At 57.2% G+C, this 16027-nt stretch carries 14 protein-coding genes; 6 read left to right on the top strand and 8 right to left on the bottom strand.

Annotation, left to right across the window (positions count from 1 at the left end; genetic code table 11):
* Positions 1–11: 11 nt before the first annotated feature.
* From pheS to GWQ31_RS09180, 6 genes are all read right to left on the bottom strand, one after another.
* Positions 12–995, bottom strand: a complete 984-nt coding sequence (gene pheS, locus GWQ31_RS09205) for a phenylalanine--tRNA ligase subunit alpha (protein ID WP_005315542.1) — start codon at positions 993–995, stop codon at positions 12–14.
* A gap of 322 nt (positions 996–1317) precedes the next feature.
* A complete protein-coding gene (gene rplT / locus GWQ31_RS09200) occupies positions 1318–1674 on the bottom strand; it encodes a 50S ribosomal protein L20 (RefSeq protein WP_005300683.1) in 357 nt (118 codons plus the stop codon).
* Between the two features lie 15 nt (positions 1675–1689).
* Positions 1690–1887, bottom strand: a complete 198-nt coding sequence (rpmI, locus tag GWQ31_RS09195; protein WP_005315535.1) for a 50S ribosomal protein L35 — start codon at positions 1885–1887, stop codon at positions 1690–1692.
* 86 nt (positions 1888–1973) lie between these two features.
* Positions 1974–2504, bottom strand: a complete 531-nt coding sequence (gene infC, locus GWQ31_RS09190; RefSeq protein ID WP_155603220.1) for a translation initiation factor IF-3 — start codon at positions 2502–2504, stop codon at positions 1974–1976.
* 21 nt (positions 2505–2525) lie between these two features.
* Positions 2526–4454 (bottom strand): threonine--tRNA ligase, encoded by a 1929-nt coding sequence (gene thrS / locus GWQ31_RS09185; RefSeq protein ID WP_005315531.1) that lies wholly within the window; start codon positions 4452–4454, stop codon positions 2526–2528.
* Positions 4455–4689: 235 nt separating this feature from the next.
* The gene (locus tag GWQ31_RS09180; RefSeq protein ID WP_275909184.1) at positions 4690–5277 is read right to left on the bottom strand and encodes a tetratricopeptide repeat protein; all 588 of its coding nucleotides are present in this window, start codon (positions 5275–5277) and stop codon (positions 4690–4692) included.
* Positions 5278–5453: 176 nt separating this feature from the next.
* On the opposite strand from GWQ31_RS09180, the gene GWQ31_RS09175 reads away from it, so the two are divergent.
* Positions 5454–6509 (top strand): PA0069 family radical SAM protein, encoded by a 1056-nt coding sequence (locus GWQ31_RS09175; protein WP_275909183.1) that lies wholly within the window; start codon positions 5454–5456, stop codon positions 6507–6509.
* Positions 6510–6592: 83 nt separating this feature from the next.
* On the opposite strand, the gene GWQ31_RS09170 is transcribed toward GWQ31_RS09175, so the two are convergent.
* Positions 6593–6763 carry a hypothetical protein gene (locus tag GWQ31_RS09170; RefSeq protein ID WP_192895752.1) on the bottom strand — a complete coding sequence of 57 codons (171 nt, stop codon included), beginning with the start codon at positions 6761–6763 and terminating at the stop codon, positions 6593–6595.
* A 267-nt stretch (positions 6764–7030) separates the two neighbouring features.
* Positions 7031–9835 carry a DNA topoisomerase (ATP-hydrolyzing) subunit A gene (gene gyrA, locus GWQ31_RS09165; RefSeq protein WP_275909182.1) on the bottom strand — a complete coding sequence of 935 codons (2805 nt, stop codon included), beginning with the start codon at positions 9833–9835 and terminating at the stop codon, positions 7031–7033.
* A gap of 201 nt (positions 9836–10036) precedes the next feature.
* Between gyrA and ubiG the strand changes: the two genes are divergently transcribed.
* The 5 genes from ubiG to yfaE all read left to right on the top strand — a co-directional run bounded on the left by ubiG (position 10037) and on the right by yfaE (position 15873).
* On the top strand, positions 10037–10753 hold the full coding sequence (gene ubiG / locus GWQ31_RS09160) for a bifunctional 2-polyprenyl-6-hydroxyphenol methylase/3-demethylubiquinol 3-O-methyltransferase UbiG (protein ID WP_042866469.1): 717 nt from the start codon (positions 10037–10039) through the stop codon (positions 10751–10753).
* Positions 10753–11439 (top strand): HAD-IA family hydrolase, encoded by a 687-nt coding sequence (locus GWQ31_RS09155; protein WP_275909181.1) that lies wholly within the window; start codon positions 10753–10755, stop codon positions 11437–11439. The genes ubiG and GWQ31_RS09155 overlap by 1 nt, the downstream gene beginning before the upstream one ends.
* 555 nt (positions 11440–11994) lie before the next feature.
* Complete coding sequence (gene nrdA / locus GWQ31_RS09150) at positions 11995–14262, top strand: class 1a ribonucleoside-diphosphate reductase subunit alpha (RefSeq protein WP_017411669.1); 2268 nt, start codon at positions 11995–11997, stop codon at positions 14260–14262.
* An 80-nt stretch (positions 14263–14342) separates the two neighbouring features.
* Entirely contained in the window at positions 14343–15476 is a 1134-nt protein-coding gene (gene nrdB / locus GWQ31_RS09145; protein ID WP_021140537.1) for a class Ia ribonucleoside-diphosphate reductase subunit beta, read from the top strand.
* Positions 15477–15552: 76 nt separating this feature from the next.
* A complete protein-coding gene (yfaE, locus tag GWQ31_RS09140; RefSeq protein WP_275909180.1) occupies positions 15553–15873 on the top strand; it encodes a class I ribonucleotide reductase maintenance protein YfaE in 321 nt (106 codons plus the stop codon).
* The last annotated feature ends 154 nt before the right edge of the window (positions 15874–16027 follow it).

The raw sequence follows: 16027 nt of genomic DNA, 5'->3' as shown, positions 1-16027 counted from the left end.
TTCTCTCGCCCTTACTTGAACTGCTTGAGGAAGCGCAGGTCGTTTTCGAAGAAGGCACGCAGGTCGTTGACCCCGTAACGCAGCATGGTCAGGCGCTCAACGCCCATGCCGAAGGCAAAGCCGGAGTATTTTTCCGGATCGATGCCGACCGAACGCAGCACATTCGGGTGCACCATGCCGCAACCCAGCACTTCCAGCCACTTGCCATTCTTGCCCATGACGTCCACTTCGGCACTCGGCTCGGTGAACGGGAAGTAGGAAGGACGGAAGCGAATGGTGAGATCTTCCTCGAAGTAGTTGCGCAGGAAGTCGTGCAGTATGCCTTTGAGCTCGGTAAAGCTGGCATGCTCGTCAACCAGCAGGCCTTCAACCTGGTGGAACATTGGCGTGTGGGTCATGTCGTAGTCGTTACGATAGACGCGGCCCGGCGCTATGATGCGGATCGGCGGTTGCTGATGTTCCATGGTGCGGATCTGCACACCCGAGGTGTGGGTACGCAGCATCAGATCGGGATTGAAGTAGAAGGTGTCGTGATCGGTACGTGCCGGGTGATGAGCCGGAATGTTCAACGCATCGAAGTTGTGGAAGCCATCTTCAATTTCGGGACCGCGTTCCACCTTGAACCCCATCTCGCCAAACAGGCGCTCAATGCGCTCAATGGTACGGGTCACAGGGTGCAGACCACCGTTCTCGATGCGACGGCCCGGCAGGCTCACATCGATGGTCTCGGCAGCCAGCTTCTGGTTCAGCTCCTGCTCCACCAGTGCATCACGGCGTGCGTTCAGGGCATCCTGAACCTGCTGCTTGGCCTGGTTGATCACGGCGCCCGCGGCAGGACGCTCTTCGGCGGACAAGGCGCCCAATGTCTTCATCTGCTCGGTAAAAAAGCCTTTTTTACCCAGATATTTGACCCGGATTTCGTCGAGGGTCGCAACGTCGTTGACGCCCTCAATTTCGGCCTTGGCCTGGCCGACTACTTCTTCAAGCTGTTGCATGTCTTCCTCGTCACCACTCCCGAAACAGGAGCCTGTTAGGCTAAATAAGGTCAAGAGGGGGATAATACAAAAAAAGCCCCTTCGCTGACCATAGTTAAGGTGGCCTTTTCTCCCTAGAAATCATTTTGTTATCGGGGAAGAGGCTGACCCGATTCCCTCTCCTCGTTAAATATGGGGAAAAAATACTAGTTTGTTGGCATATAATGAAATCATGTTGCAGATATACAGAGGTAACAGTCGGGTCTGACAACAGAACTGGATAAATTGCAGACAACAAAAAAGGAGGCCTGAGCCTCCTTTTATCTTTCATAACAGAACCGGATTAAACCAGTGCTGCTTTAGCCTTTTCAACCAGGGCGGTGAAAGCCAACTTGTCGTGAACGGCGATATCGGACAGGATCTTGCGATCGATCTCGATAGAAGCCTTCTTCAGACCGTTGATCAGACGGCTGTATGACAGACCGTTCTGACGTGCTGCAGCGTTGATACGCGCAATCCACAGCTGACGGAACTGACGCTTTTTCTGGCGACGGTCACGGTAGGCATACTGACCAGCTTTGGTTACCGCTTGTACCGCTACGCGGTAAACACGGGAACGGGCGCCGTAGTAACCTTTGGCGGCTTTCATTACTTTCTTGTGACGAGCTCGAGCAGTCACACCACGTTTAACTCTTGGCATTTTTTACATCCCCCCTTATGCGTACGGCAGACAAGCGACAACACGTTTGTGGTCGGCAGCGGAAACCATGAACTTCGGTCCCAGCTTGCGCTTACGCTTGCTGCTCTTCTTGGTCAGGATGTGACGCAGGTGGTTATGCTTGCACTTGAAGCGACCCGAGCCAGTCTTTTTGAAGCGCTTTGCAGCACCCCGGTTGGTTTTCATCTTCGGCATTTCATACTCCGCATTGTGAGTGACAACAAAATCGCAAGGCGAACCAACTCATGGGCGCAAACCCATGAGTCAATTTCTTGTGGGCCTTAAGATTTCTTCTTGGGTGCGAGGACCATCACAGCTTGACGGCCTTCGACTTTCGGGAACGACTCCACTACGGCCAACTCTTCCAGATCGTTCTTGACGCGCTCCAGAACCTTGATACCAAGATCCTGGTGAGCCATTTCACGACCACGGAAGCGCAGGGTGACCTTAGCCTTGTCCCCGTCTTCTAGAAAGCGAACCAGGTTGCGTAGTTTTACCTGATAGTCGCCTTCGTCAGTACCAGGACGGAATTTGATTTCCTTGACCTGGACGACTTTCTGCTTTTTCTTCTGTTCTTTGGTTGTTTTGCTCTTTTCGTAGAGGAATTTGCCGTAATCCATGATGCGGCAAACGGGCGGTTCAGCGTTAGGACTGATCTCGACCAGATCTACTCCAGCCTCAAGGGCCAAGTTCAGTGCATCATGGATCTCGACGACACCCAAAGGCTCTCCGTCAATACCAGTGAGACGAACTTCTTTCAGACGAATCTCGGTATTGATCCGGTGAGCGCGGGCTTGCGGTTGCTTGCCCAGTTTTTTTCCGCCTTTTATAGCTTATTCCTCCACTTTCTTTTGTCCGCGGGTCTGAACTTCCTGGGTCAACAGAGCAACTAGCTCTTCAACAGGATAAGTGCCCAGGTCAGCCCCTTTACGAGTCCGTACTGCAATCTTACCGGCTTCAACTTCTTTATCGCCGCAGACCAGCATGAAAGGTACTCGCTTCAAAGTATGCTCGCGGATTTTAAAGCCAATCTTCTCATTTCTCAAGTCCGCTTTTGCGCGAAGACCCGCATCATTCAATGCTTTGGCTACTTTTACCGCATAATCGGCCTGATTATCTGTGATATTCATGACCACAGCCTGAGTCGGAGCCAACCAAGTCGGGAACAGTCCGGCGTACTCTTCGGTCAGAATACCGATGAAACGCTCGAGTGAACCCAGAATGGCCCGGTGGATCATCACCGGTACGTGGCGTTCGTTGTCTTCACCCACATAAGTGGCACCCAGACGTCCAGGCAGGGCAAAGTCGAGCTGCACGGTACCACACTGCCAAGCACGATCAAGGCAATCATGCAGGGTAAATTCGATTTTGGGACCGTAGAAAGCCCCCTCGCCCGGCTGCAGATCGTATTTCAGGCCGTTCAGCACCAGAGCTTCGGCCAAGGCGGCCTCGGCGCGATCCCAGGCTTCATCGGAACCGATACGCTGCTCAGGACGGGTTGAGAGCTTGACCACGATATTTTCAAAACCAAAGGTACCGTAGACGTCATAGACCATACGGATACAGGCGGACACCTCTTCCATGATCTGCTCTTCGGTACAGAAGATGTGGGCGTCATCCTGGGTAAAACCACGCACCCGCATCAGACCATGCAGGGAGCCGGACGGCTCATTGCGGTGGCAGGAGCCGAATTCGGCCATACGCAGCGGCAGATCGCGGTAGGACTTCAGACCCTGGTTGAAGATCTGGACGTGACCCGGGCAGTTCATCGGCTTGATGGCGTATTCGCGGTTTTCGGACTGGGTGGTGAACATGGCCTGGGCATACTTCTCCCAGTGGCCTGAACGCTCCCACAGCACCCTGTCCATCATGAAGGGCCCCTTCACTTCCTGATAGTCGTACTCTTTGAGCTTGCCACGGATGAAGGTTTCCAGCTCACGGAAGATGGTCCAACCATCGTTGTGCCAGAACACCATGCCAGGCGCTTCTTCCTGCATGTGATACAGGTCGAGCTGCTTGCCTATCTTGCGGTGGTCGCGCTTGGACGCCTCTTCCAGACGCTGCAGGTAGCCTTTGAGCTGCTTCTTGTCAGCCCAGGCCGTGCCATAAATGCGCTGCAGCATCTTGTTGTTAGAATCGCCACGCCAGTAGGCGCCAGACATCTTCTGCAACTTGAAGTGGTGGCAGTGACGCATGTTGGGCACGTGCGGGCCACGACACATGTCGACGTACTCTTCGTGATGATACAGGCCTGGCTGGTCATCACGGGCAATATTCTGATCCAGGATCTCGACCTTGTAAGTCTCGCCACGGGCTTCGAACACGTCGCGCGCTTCCTGCCAGGAGACTTTTTTCTTGATGACGTCGTAATCCTTAGCGGCCAGCGCCAGCATGCGCTCTTCCAGGGCAGCCAGATCGTCGTCGGTCAGAGTGCGGTCGAGATCGACGTCGTAATAGAAGCCGTTGTCGATGACAGGACCGATGGCCATCTTGGTCTGGGGCCAGAGTTGCTTGATGGCATGACCCAGCAGGTGAGCACAGGAGTGGCGCAGTATGTCCAGACCTTCTTCGTCTTTGGCGGTGATGATGGCCAGGGAGGCATCGGCTTCAATGAGCTCGCAGGCATCCACCAGTTCACCGTTTACCCGACCGGCAATGCACGCCTTGGCAAGACCCGGACCTATGTCCGCGGCCACGTCCATGACGGAAACGGAGTGGGCAAATTGACGTTGGCTGCCGTCAGGCAGAGTAATGATTGGCATTGTGTGTTTCCTTATACAGTGGTGCCCCCTACCAAAGGGCACATGCGGGATGGAAAAAATCATTCAAAAAGGGTGATGTTCTGGCTCTCTACAGCACTTTGCAGAGGCGCACTGCGCCGCAAACAGCTTGCTTAACGGCACAAGGCAAACCAAAAACCGGACCATGCTACCAGAAGTAGGCGGGGCTGTATCGAGTTTGGTGAGATTTTCTACAACCAAATGAATCGCTTGCCAGTCACTCACCCAGAAGGGGTTGCCAGTTGAAATCGAAGGTACTGCTCCCCTCCTCGGCCAGGGCAAGCTCCTCCAACACCTTCAATGCAAGCTTGTTGCCCTTCTGCGAAGCCTGATAGAGCCACTGCTTGGCCTGGGGCAGATCGACCCGACCACTTACCCCCATCAGGTGCAGCACGCCGACTTTGAGCATGGCGGGCACGTCACCGTTGCGGGCCGCCAGCTCCATCCAGTGAAATGCCTCCCGCAGGTCCCGCTTCACCCCGGCGCCGCGCAGATAGACCTCCGCCAGCCGGTATTGGCCAAAGGCGTCTCCGGCCTGCGCCGACTGGCGATAAAGGCTGATGGCTTGCTCCATGTCCTGCGCCGTTCCCTGCCCCACCTCGTGGCTCCAGCCCAGCAGCGCCTGAGCCCGGGGGATCCCCTGCTCGGCCAGCGGTTGCCAGATCTTTGTCGCCGTCTCGAACTGGCCGCTACGCCAGGCTCGATTGGCCGATGCCAGCTCCTGATCGGTGGAGAGCGGGATCAGCCGCCAGATGACCAGGCCAAGTACACCGATAAACAGCCAGCGGGAGACAATGGGTTTCATGATGATTTCCGTGATCCAGTTCGCATTTTGTCTATGTAAACGAAATGTATCAGGGGGATCAAGCAAGAGATCCATTTGTCATGCTGCTTTAAGCAAGGAAGCGATGGCGAGAGCTTGTGTTTTGGCTCTGAGGCTTGCAAGATGACTGTATATATAAACAGTGTCGGTGTGATGTGATGGCAGGACGAGGCAGTTTCCACAATGTTGATCACCGCTTCAGCGGCCAGCGGGTCGACGCGGTCGATGACGGCTGGGCTCAACCCGAGTGGGAAGCGGCATTTGCCGCCAGTGATCCCCGCACCGAGGTGAAGGAGATAACCGCCCGCAGCATCATCAGTTACAACCGCTCGCCGGATGTGCCCTTTGGTCGATCCATCAACCCCTATCAGGGCTGTGAGCATGGCTGCATCTACTGCTATGCCAGACCGAGTCACGCCTATCTGGAGCTATCCCCCGGCCTCGACTTCGAGACCAGGCTGTTTGCCAAGCTCAATGCCGCCGAGCTGTTGCGCCGGGAGTTTGCCAAGCCAACCTATCAGCCACAGACCATAGTGCTCGGCGCCAACACCGATCCTTACCAGCCCATCGAGCATCACTATCGCCTCACCCGCCAATTGCTGGAAGTGATGCAGGCCCATCGCCACCCGGTCGGCATCATCACCAAGAGCGCCATGATATTGCGCGACCTCGATCTGCTGGCCGAACTGGCTCGGGAGGGACTCTGTCAGGTGATGGTGTCGGTGACGACATTAAATGAAACCTTGCGCCGTCAGCTGGAACCCAGAGCCAGCACAGGCACGGGTCGGCTCAAGGTGATTGAAAAGCTGGCACAGGCAGGAGTACCGGTCGGCGTGCTGGCAGCGCCCATGATCCCGCGCCTCAACGAACCTGAGCTCGAGCAAATCATCAAGGCGGCAGCCGAAGCCGGCGCCCAGAGCGCCGACTACATACTGCTGCGATTGCCCCACGAGCTGACCACACTGTTCAGCGACTGGCTGGAGGAGCACTACCCCGGCCAGAAGGAGGCCATCCTGAACCAGTTGCGAGCCAGTCGGGATGGCGGGCTCAACAGCCCCGCCTTTGGCACCCGCATGCGCGGTGAGGGCCAGTTTGCGGACTTGCTCGCCCAGCGCTTTCGGCTCATCAACAAGCGTTTGGGCCTGGGCAAGCGCCATCTTCAGCTACGGCGGGACGGCTTTATCCGCCCGGGTGAACAACTGCGGCTCTTCTGATCGCCCCGACAGCATCGGCAAGGATCACAACGCCTCCCCTTAATCGGCGCACCACAAGGTTAACCATGCCGACAAGCAGGGCCTCAACCCCTTGGCCGAGGCGCGTGCGTGGCCTTGCCCTGTGCAGTCAATTCGGCGGGCAGTCGTGCAGGCTCATGGGCCACTTCGTCCTCATGCTCCTCTGTCAGCGATCCTTGCTGATGTTCGCCCCATACCCGGCTCCACCAGATCTCCCACATTACCCAGCTAGTCATAAGATGCTCCTGTTGATGGATGCAGGCGCCAGGCCCGCTTGGCATGCTTGTTGAGTACAAGGGGCAGCTTGGCCCCGCCCAATGACAGCGAGATGACACCAGCATGAAGGATTTGGGGTAAATTGCGGGAGTGCGGCAATGCAGAGGAGTCTAAGCGGGCACGATCAGCTGGCTCCCAGGGCGGATGTAAAAGCAGCAGCAAGGCACAAAACAGCAATAAAAAGAGCGACCCAAGGGTCGCTCTTTTTCATGGCAGCAAACGCGCGATTATTCGTCGCTCGCTGCGCCCTCTTCAGTAGACCCTTCAGAGGATCCTGCGGCGGCAGAGCCGGCGTCTTGCGTGGTGTCGGTGCCTTCAGACACCTCACCGTCAATGGCCATGACGTCGTTCTCTTCCTCATCGCTCTCGGCAATGCGCTGCAGGCCGACCACGGTTTCATCTTCACCGGTACGGATCAGACGAACACCACCTGTGTTACGACCTATGATGCTCACTTCGGAGACGCGAGTACGGACCAGGGTGCCGCCATTGGTGATCAGCATGATCTGGTCGGTATCGTCAACCTGGATCGCATCGATCACCTTGCCGTTACGCTCGTCCACCTTGATGGAACGAACGCCCTGAGTACCACGGCTCTTGGTCGGGTACTCGGTCAGCGCGGTACGCTTGCCGTAACCGTTCTCGGTCGCGGTCAGGATGGCACCCTCGCCACGGGGGACGATCAGGGAAACCACCTTGTCGCCGTTGAGCAGGCGGATACCGCGTACCCCACCGGCGGTACGGCCCATGGGACGCACGCCCTTGAAGGTGCCCTTGCTTTCGGTACTCTCGCTGCCTTCGCCGTTGTCGCTGCCATCATCGTCGTTGCCAGCGTCAATGACACTCTCGTCATCTCCGTCGACATCATCGCTGACATCAGCATCGGCTGCATCGGCGCGGCCGCTACCTTCATTGAAGCGAACCACCTTGCCCGCATCGGAGAACAGCATGATCTCGTTGCTGCCATCTGTGATGTCCACCCCGATCAACTCATCACCCTCTTTGAGGTTGATGGCACGAATACCGGAGGAGAGCGGACGGCTGAACGCAGACAGGCTGGTTTTCTTCACGGTACCATCAGCGGTGGCGAAGAAGACATACTTGTCGTCGGCATACTCTTTGACCGGCAGGATGGCGGTGATACGTTCACCCTCTTCCAGCGGCAGCAAGTTGATGATCGGACGACCACGGGCGCCACGGGACGCCTCCGGCAGCTGATACACCTTCAGCCAGTAGACCTTGCCACGGGTGGAGAAGCACAGAATGGTGTCATGGGTGTTGGCCACCAGCAGACGTTCCACAAAGTCCTCTTCCTTGATCCGGGTGGCCGACTTGCCACGACCACCGCGGCGCTGGGCCTCGTAGTCTGTGATCGGCTGGTATTTCACGTAACCCTGGTGAGACAGGGTAACCACCACGTCTTCCGGCGTGATCAGATCTTCGATGTTGATCTCGGCGCTGGAGGCGCTGATCTCGGTGCGACGTTCGTCGCCATACTGCTCGCGCACGGCCAGCAGTTCATCGCGGATCACTTCCATCAACCGTTCCGGGCTTGCCAGGATGAACAGCAGCTCGGCAATCAGATCCAGCAGAGATTGATACTCTTCCAGGATCTTGCCGTGCTCGAGGCCGGTCAGCTTGTGCAAACGCAGGTCAAGGATGGCCTGGGCTTGCTGCTCGGTCAGGAAGTATTGACCTTCACGGATGCCGAATTCCGGCTCCAGCCACTCGGGGCGGGCCGCGTCATCGCCTGCTTTTTCCAGCATGGCGGCCACGTTGCCGAGCTCCCAACCGCGGGCAACCAGTTTGGCTTTGGCGTCTGCGGGCGTATCGGAGTGACGGATCAGCTCTATGATGGGGTCGATGTTGGCCAGCGCGACGGCCAGACCTTCAAGGATGTGAGCCCGATCCCGCGCCTTGCGCAGCTCGAACACGGTCCGGCGGGTCACGACCTCACGGCGGTGCAGCAGGAACGCATCCAGAATGTCTTTAAGGTTCATCACCTTGGGCTGGTTGTTATCGAGCGCCACCATGTTGATGCCGAACGTGGTCTGCAGCTGGGTGTGCTTGTAGAGATTGTTCAGCACAATCTCGCCAGACTCGCCACGTTTGATCTCGATAACGATGCGCATGCCGTCTTTATCAGACTCATCGCGCAGGGCACTGATGCCCTCGACCTTCTTCTCTTTGACCAGCTCGGCGATCTTCTCGATCAACCGCGCCTTGTTCACCTGATAAGGCAGCTCGTGAACGATGATGGTCTCGCGACTGGTCTTGTCGTCCACTTCCACTTCGGCTTTGGCACGCACATAGACGGAGCCGCGACCGGTACGGTAGGCCTGCACTATGCCAGCACGACCATTGATGATGGCGCCGGTGGGGAAATCAGGCCCTGTGATGTAGGTCATCAACTCATCGATGGTGAGATTGCCATTCTCGATAAGCGCCAGACAACCGTTCACTATCTCGGTGAGGTTGTGAGGAGGAATGTTGGTCGCCATGCCCACCGCGATACCGGATGAACCGTTGACCAGCAGGTTGGGCACCTTGGTGGGCATGACAGCCGGGATCATCTCGGTGCCATCATAGTTGGGCACCCAGTCCACGGTTTCTTTGTCCAGATCGGCCAGCAGCTCGTGGGAGATGCGTGCCATCCGCACTTCGGTGTAACGCATGGCGGCGGCGCTGTCGCCGTCGACCGAACCGAAGTTGCCCTGACCATCGACCAGCATGTAACGCATGGAGAAATCCTGCGCCAAGCGGACAATGGTGTCATACACGGCACTGTCGCCGTGCGGGTGGTATTTACCAATTACGTCACCGACCACACGGGCCGATTTTTTATAGGGCTTGTTCCAGTCGTTCCCCAACTCGTTCATAGCAAACAGAACGCGGCGGTGAACCGGTTTCAAGCCATCACGCACATCCGGCAGAGCTCGTCCTACGATCACGCTCATGGCGTAATCAAGATAGGAACTCTTGAGCTCTTCTTCGATGTTGATCGGCGTGATCTCTCTGGCCAGATCGCTCATAGAAAGCCTTAATCCCTAATTAGTTGTTCTTTGGCTTAAACAGCGCGCTATGGTAACACACTGAGCCAAATACCTTAAGCCACAAATCCGGGTAACAAGTCGGGCTGGTGTGACAAAGTGTCTCCGTTATAATGCCCGCCAGGACAATAGATTGCGCCCGAGTCTTGCTACCTGCGCGCCCTGCCACAGGATCCACAAAATATGAATAGTGATGCCAATGTCGATCTGACAGAAATCGCCAAATTTGAAGCTATTGCCTCCCGCTGGTGGGACATGGAGGGCGAATTCAAGCCACTGCATCAAATCAATCCGGTGCGCCTTGACTGGATCACCGACAAGAGCGGCGGCCTGTTTGGCAAACGCATCCTCGACATCGGCTGCGGTGGCGGCATTCTCTCCGAGAGCATGGCCCGTCGGGGTGCTCACGTCACCGGCATCGACATGGGCAAGGAGCCTCTTGGGGTCGCCCGCCTGCACGCCCTGGAACAAGGGGTGGAGCTCCAATACCAGCAGATGACGGCGGAGGAGCACGCAGGCCAGGCCCCTGGCCAGTATGACGTGGTCACTTGCATGGAGATGCTGGAGCATGTGCCTGATCCGGCTTCGGTGCTGCGCGCCATCGCCACTCTGGTGCGCCCGGGCGGACGGGTGTTCGTCTCCACCATCAACCGCAATCCGAAAGCCTATCTGATGATGATCATCGGCGCCGAATACCTGATGAAGATGGTTCCCAAAGGTACCCACGATCACAAGAAGTTCATCACCCCAGCCGAGCTGTGTCGCATGGGTGAAGCAGCAGGCCTCTTGGTACGGGACATGAGCGGGGTGCACTACGCGCCGCTCTCCAACCAGTTCAAGCTTGGCAAGAATGTCGACGTCAACTACATGGTGGAGTTCATCCGCCCGGAGCATGGCTGATGATCGATAACACGCCGGTACCGCTGCGCTGTGTGCTGTTTGACCTGGATGGCACCTTGCTCGATACGGCGCCGGACTTGGGCGCCGCCGTCAACCATGTGCTGGTGAGCGAAGGCTTTGCGCCGCTCTCTGACGCCATCATCCGACAGACCACCTCCCACGGCGCGCTTGGGCTGCTCAAAGCCGGGCTTGGCGATGAGCTGCTCGAGGAGCTGGGGGCCACTCGCCTGCGCACCGCCCTGCTCGACTACTACGCGGCCAACCTCTGTGTCGGCACTCGACCCTATGAGGGGATGGTGAATCTCATAGAGTGGCTGGACGAGAAAAAACTGCCCTGGGGCATAGTCACCAACAAGCCGGGCTTTCTCACCGAACCGCTGCTGGCTACCTTGCCCGAGCTTGCCAGTTGCGGCGTGACGGTCAGTGCCGACACCCTGCCGGTGCGCAAGCCCGACCCTGCCCCCATGTACTTTGCCTGTGAACAGTTGGGGGTCGACGCCGCCCACTGCCTCTATGTGGGGGATCATGTGCGTGACATAGAGGCGGGCCGCAATGCGGGCATGCGCACCGCCGTCGCAGGCTGGGGTTATCTGAACGAGGACGAGGATCCCGCCGACTGGGGTGCGGATCTGCACTTCGATACCGTGCAGGCCCTGCACCACTGGCTGCGTTACGAGCTGAGCTAATCCTGTTTGCCGCCAGACAGCCAGATTGATGGATCATAAAGGTAGCTTTATCGCCAATCGGTGGCCAGATGAGCACGATTGGCGACCGTTGCAGGCACAAGGATGAGACCAGGGGAGGTCCGGATTGATCTCCCTTTTTTGCGATTTGGCAACCGCCAACAGACTGGGACAGGACACCTTTTGACCCCTGCTGCACAAGGGATAACCAGACTGAATTTGCTAGTAAAAACACCCCGTTTTCGCAAGCAAAAAAAGTTATTTAAATTTTCCATGTTCGATCATCAGACTTGCATTTACCGGATCGGACGCATGAAAACCCACTCACTGTGAGCGTCCACTAACATGGGTCCCGACACCCACAATTTATCCACAGCTAATGCCTTATCCACAGATTGCAAAGCGGGGGCGACCTCACTATCTTGTAGCTCGAACTCAAAATAACACTATATCTTGTGATTCATCGCACAATACGCCCCCACCTCCCGCAGCCGTTCACGGCGCCGAGGCCAGCGCAGTGCGATGGTTTTTCGGGAATCAACTGAAGGTCATCAGCCAATGAACTTGTTTGTGACGAAGCGTAACGGCCACAAAGAACCCATCGATCTGGATAAAATTCACCGCGTGCTGGATTGGGCCGCCGAAGGGCTCGACAACGTGTCGGTCTCCCAGGTGGAACTCAAGTCCCACATCCAGTTCTATGACGGTATCCGTACCGCCGATATCCACGAAACCGTCATCAAGGCCACTGCTGACCTGATCTCCGAGCAAAGTCCGGATTACCAGTACATGGCTGCCCGTCTGGCCATCTTCCACCTGCGCAAGAAAGCCTACGGCCAGTTCGAGCCGCCCCACCTCTACCAGCACGTCGCCCGTCTGGTAGACATGGGCAAATATGACAAGCACCTGCTGACCGACTACACCCAGGCCGAATTCGAGGAGCTCAACGAGCACCTGGATCACTGGCGTGACATGAACTTCTCCTACGCCGCCGTCAAGCAGCTGGAAGGCAAGTACCTGGTGCAGAACCGCGTCACAGGCGAGATCTACGAGAGCCCGCAGTTCCTCTACATACTGGTAGCGGCCTGCCTCTTCTCCAAGTATCCGAAAGATACCCGTCTGAGCTACATCAAGCGTTTCTACGATGCGGTGTCGACCTTCAAAATTTCGCTGCCGACCCCCATCATGAGCGGTGTCCGTACCCCGACCCGTCAGTTCAGCTCCTGCGTGCTGATCGAATGCGATGACAGCCTGGATTCCATCAATGCCACCGCCAGCGCCATCGTCCGTTATGTCTCCCAGCGCGCCGGCATCGGCATCAACGCCGGCCGCATCCGTGGTCTGGGCAGCCCCATCCGTGGCGGCGAAGCCTTCCACACCGGCTGCATCCCCTTCTACAAATACTTCCAGACTGCGGTCAAATGCTGCTCCCAGGGCGGTGTACGCGGTGGTGCGGCCACCCTCTTCTACCCGCTGTGGCACACCGAAGTGGAAAGCCTGCTGGTACTGAAAAACAACCGCGGCGTGGAAGAGAACCGGGTCCGTCACATGGACTACGGCGTGCAGATCAACAAGCTGATGTACCAGCGCCTGATCAAGGGCGGCGACATCACCCTGTTCTCCCCGTCCGATGCCCCTGGCCTGTACGATGCTTTCTTTGCGGATCAGGACAAGTTCGAAGCGCTCTACGTCAAGTACGAGCAGGATCCGGCCATTCGCAAGAAGACCATCAAGGCGGTCGACCTCTTCTCGCTGATGATGCAGGAGCGCGCCGGCACCGGTCGCATCTACATCCAGAACGTGGATCACTGCAACACCCACAGCCCGTTCGATCCAAGCGTGGCGCCGGTACGTCAGTCCAACCTCTGCCTCGAGATTGCACTGCCCACCAAGCCGCTCAACAACGTGGATGACGAAGAGGGCGAAATTGCCCTGTGCACCCTGTCTGCCTTCAACCTCGGTGCCATCGAGAAGCTGGAAGATCTGGAAGAGATGGCGGATCTCGCCGTGCGCGCCCTGGATGCCCTGCTCGACTATCAGGACTACCCGCTCAAGGCCGCCCAGAAAGGCAGCATGAACCGTCGCACCCTGGGCATTGGCGTCATCAACTACGCCTACTACCTGGCCAAGAACGGCGCCCGCTACTCCGACGGCTCCGGTCTGGCGCTGACCCACCGCACCTTCGAGGCGATCCAGTTCTACCTGCTGAAAGCCTCCGTGCAGCTGGCCCGCGAATTCGGCCCCTGCCCGGCGTTCAACGAGACCACCTATGCCCAGGGCATTTTGCCCATCGATACCTATAAAAAGGATCTCGACAACCTGTGCAACGAGCCGCTGCACCTGGACTGGGAAACCTTGCGTGAAGAGATAAAGACAGTGGGTCTGCGCAACTCCACCCTGACCGCCTTGATGCCGAGCGAGACTTCCAGCCAGATCTCAAACGCCACCAACGGCATAGAGCCGCCGCGCGGCCTCGTCTCGGTCAAGGCCTCCAAGGATGGCATTCTCAAACAGGTGGTGCCCGAGTATCATCGCCTGAAAGATCAATACGAACTGCTCTGGAAGCAACCGAGCGTCGATGGCTATCTGCAGCTGGTCGGTATCATGCAGAAGTTTGTGGATCAGGCGATCTCCGCCAACACCAACTACGACCCCGCCCGTTTCGAAGGCAACAAGGTACCGATGAAACAGTTGCTCAAGGATCTGCTGACCGCTTACAAATACGGCCTCAAGACCCTCTACTATCACAACACCCGTGATGGGGCGGATGACGCACAAGCCGATATGCAAGATGACGGTTGTGCCGGTGGGGCTTGTAAAATATAAGCTATTGCAAGATCTGACAACCGGGCGGGAGCGACAAGCTCCCGCTCTCCTGTTTATCCATTCAATACATTCTGGTAACCATGGCCTATTCAACTTTCTGCCAAACCCAAAACGACCAGCTCAAAGAGCCGATGTTTTTTGGCCAATCGGTCAATGTGGCCCGTTATGATCAACAAAAACACGAAGTCTTTGAACGGCTGATCGAGAAGCAGCTCTCCTTCTTCTGGCGCCCGGAAGAGGTGGATGTCTCCCACGACCGCATCGACTATCAGGCGCTGCCGCCCCACGAGCAGCACATCTTCATCTCCAACCTGAAGTACCAGACTCTTCTGGATTCCATCCAGGGTCGCAGCCCGAACGTGGCGCTGCTGCCGCTGGTCTCCATTCCGGAGCTGGAAACCTGGATCGAGACCTGGGCCTTCTCGGAGACCATCCACTCTCGCTCCTACACCCACATCATTCGCAATATCGTCAACAACCCGGGTCAGGTGTTCGATGACATAGTGACCAACGAGCAGATCCTCAAACGCGCGGGCTCCATCAGCTGCTTCTACGATGACCTGATTGAAGCGACCGCGCTCTACAACCTGCACGGTGAAGGGACTCACAGCGTCGCCGGACAGATGCGCACCATCACACTGCGCGAGCTGAAGAAGAAGCTCTATCTGTGCCTGATGAGCGTCAATGCACTGGAGGCAATTCGCTTCTACGTCAGCTTCGCCTGCTCCTTTGCCTTCGCCGAGCGCGAATTGATGGAAGGCAACGCCAAGATCATCAAGATGATCGCCCGTGACGAAGCGCTGCACCTGACCGGCACCCAGCACATGCTGAACCTGATGCGCACCGGCCAGGACGACCCCGAGATGGCCGAGATTGCCGCCGAGTGCGAGCAAGCCTGCTTCGAGATCTTCAAGGAAGCCGCCATTCAGGAGAAAGAGTGGGCCGAGTACCTGTTCCAGGACGGCTCCATGATCGGCCTGAACAAAGACATCCTCTGCCAGTACGTGGAGTACATCACCAACCTGCGCATGAACGCGGTCGGTCTGCAGCCAGCCTTTGCCGGCGCAAAGCAAAACCCGATCCCCTGGATCAACACCTGGCTGTCGTCCGACAACGTGCAGGTTGCCCCGCAGGAAGTGGAAGTGAGCTCCTACCTGGTCGGCCAGATTGACAGCGAAGTACACGCCGATGATCTCGGTGACTTCGAGCTGTAAGTCAGCTACCCGATATGCTGCTCGGTCAGACCGGCAGAAACCTAGATGCAGACAATTTATCAGGTGACGTTGAACTGTGAGTGACGCAACCAACACCTTGGCCCCTGCCCTGCAGCCTGCAACGCAGCAGGAGGCACCACAGGTGCCGCTGGTACATACCTGTGATGGCACCCTGCTCGCCCATCCCGGCGAGAGCGTGTTGGAGACCCTGGAGCGCCACGGCCATCAGCTGGAGTTCCAGTGCCGCAGCGGCTATTGCGGCGCCTGCCGCACGCCCTTGCTGGCAGGCTCGGTGCACTACCCCAATGTGCCGCTGGCGTTTGTCTCCCCGGGTGAATGTCTGCCCTGTTGCTGCAAACCGGTCGGTGCCATCCGGCTGGACCTGACGAAGGGTTGAGCCTCCTCGGCAGACTGTGGACATAAGCATGTCTAGTCCTGAAATAGGTTTACACATTTTCAACTAGCATTTCTCTACTCAGAACCCCCTATGTACCGCATCGGGGGTTCTGTATTTCAACGCATGATGCGGCCGCTCCGCGTTGTAAATATCC

The sequence above is a fragment of the Aeromonas sp. 2MA4 genome, assembly GCF_029237305.1.
GTDB lineage: Bacteria > Pseudomonadota > Gammaproteobacteria > Enterobacterales > Aeromonadaceae > Aeromonas > Aeromonas salmonicida.
This window is presented reverse-complemented; position numbering and strand designations above follow the sequence as displayed.

What these genes read in the sequence shown, in the direction of transcription:
- nrdB (WP_021140537.1), top strand. Translation starts at nt 14,343, where the DNA reads ATGGCCTATTCAACTTTCTGCCAAACCCAAAACGACCAGCTCAAAGAG.
- GWQ31_RS09170 (WP_192895752.1), bottom strand. Translation starts at nt 6,763, where the DNA reads ATGACTAGCTGGGTAATGTGGGAGATCTGGTGGAGCCGGGTATGGGGC.
- rpmI (WP_005315535.1), bottom strand. Translation starts at nt 1,887, where the DNA reads ATGCCGAAGATGAAAACCAACCGGGGTGCTGCAAAGCGCTTCAAAAAG.
- GWQ31_RS09155 (WP_275909181.1), top strand. Translation starts at nt 10,753, where the DNA reads ATGATCGATAACACGCCGGTACCGCTGCGCTGTGTGCTGTTTGACCTG.
- rplT (WP_005300683.1), bottom strand. Translation starts at nt 1,674, where the DNA reads ATGCCAAGAGTTAAACGTGGTGTGACTGCTCGAGCTCGTCACAAGAAA.
- GWQ31_RS09180 (WP_275909184.1), bottom strand. Translation starts at nt 5,277, where the DNA reads ATGAAACCCATTGTCTCCCGCTGGCTGTTTATCGGTGTACTTGGCCTG.
- ubiG (WP_042866469.1), top strand. Translation starts at nt 10,037, where the DNA reads ATGAATAGTGATGCCAATGTCGATCTGACAGAAATCGCCAAATTTGAA.
- gyrA (WP_275909182.1), bottom strand. Translation starts at nt 9,835, where the DNA reads ATGAGCGATCTGGCCAGAGAGATCACGCCGATCAACATCGAAGAAGAG.
- pheS (WP_005315542.1), bottom strand. Translation starts at nt 995, where the DNA reads ATGCAACAGCTTGAAGAAGTAGTCGGCCAGGCCAAGGCCGAAATTGAG.
- GWQ31_RS09175 (WP_275909183.1), top strand. Translation starts at nt 5,454, where the DNA reads ATGGCAGGACGAGGCAGTTTCCACAATGTTGATCACCGCTTCAGCGGC.
- nrdA (WP_017411669.1), top strand. Translation starts at nt 11,995, where the DNA reads ATGAACTTGTTTGTGACGAAGCGTAACGGCCACAAAGAACCCATCGAT.
- thrS (WP_005315531.1), bottom strand. Translation starts at nt 4,454, where the DNA reads ATGCCAATCATTACTCTGCCTGACGGCAGCCAACGTCAATTTGCCCAC.